Source organism: Streptococcus oralis, from assembly GCF_001579175.1.
Lineage (GTDB): Bacteria > Bacillota > Bacilli > Lactobacillales > Streptococcaceae > Streptococcus > Streptococcus oralis_O.
The window spans coordinates 90725-91657 of record NZ_KQ970761.1; the positions used below are offsets into that span (position 1 = coordinate 90725).

Sequence of the window (933 nt, forward strand, 5' to 3'; positions counted from 1 at the left end):
ATTTTAGTATAAAATTCTAAAATAAGGTTATCATTGAGGATAGGTATTTTCAAAGTCAACTACGATTTCTAGCAAACAGTCATCTAAAAAAGTCAAAGCTTCTTGTCTAATGTCTTCAGGAATGCCATAGTAAGCTTCAGCGATCCCTCCACAGATAGCAGCGATAGTATCGCTATCTCCTCCGATAGAAATCGCATTTCGGATAGCATCCTCGAAACTTTCAGACTCAAAGAAGGCCTCTAAGGCCTGGGGAACAGAGCCCTGACAAGTCACATCAAAAGTGTAATCCTCTCTGATGTCGTCCAGAGTAAAGTCCATAGGATAGTAATTCTTATCAATATGGTCCCTGATTTCATCCATACTAGCACCATTTCGTGCCAAGAAAATTGCTACAGCCGTCGCTTCAGCTCCCTTTATGCCCTCAGGATGATTATGAGTCACTGCTGTAACTGCTTGTGACAAAGACTTGGCTTGCTCTATACTTTCTGCCGCAAAACCGACAGCACTAATGCGCATAGCGGCGCCATTACCATAACTACCATAGGATTGAGGATCCTCAGAAAAAATCCAATGGAAAAAGTGACCTCCATAACCACAATCGGGATAATGACGGCCGACTTTCTGCATGTACTTGACAGCATTTTTTGACAGTTGACTCCAGTCTTCCTTACTGGCCAATAAGGCTTTAGCAACCGCCAAAGTCATAATACTATCATCGGTCGGGCAAGAATTCTGGGTGAACAAATCAAACTCTTTGCTTTTATGATTATCCGCCTCGAATCGAGAACCAACAATATCTCCAATAACCGCTCCTAGCATGATTTACCTCCTGCAACATTCTCTACTCTTATGAAAATAGAGTCCATTAAATCCTTTTGAAATTTACTTTATTATAGCATATTTAGACCTTTTTCAGGGACTTGGACAGGCTCT

The 933-nt window shown here is 41.3% G+C and carries 1 protein-coding gene; it reads right to left on the bottom strand.

Annotated elements, in window-relative coordinates:
- Nucleotides 1-30 precede the first annotated feature (30 nt).
- Nucleotides 31-819 (bottom strand): ADP-ribosylglycohydrolase family protein, encoded by a 789-nt coding sequence (locus SORDD24_RS08855; RefSeq protein WP_061409682.1) that lies wholly within the window; start codon nt 817-819, stop codon nt 31-33.
- Between the last annotated feature and the right edge of the window lie 114 nt (nt 820-933).

What these genes read in the sequence shown, in the direction of transcription:
- SORDD24_RS08855 (WP_061409682.1), bottom strand. Translation starts at nt 819, where the DNA reads ATGCTAGGAGCGGTTATTGGAGATATTGTTGGTTCTCGATTCGAGGCG.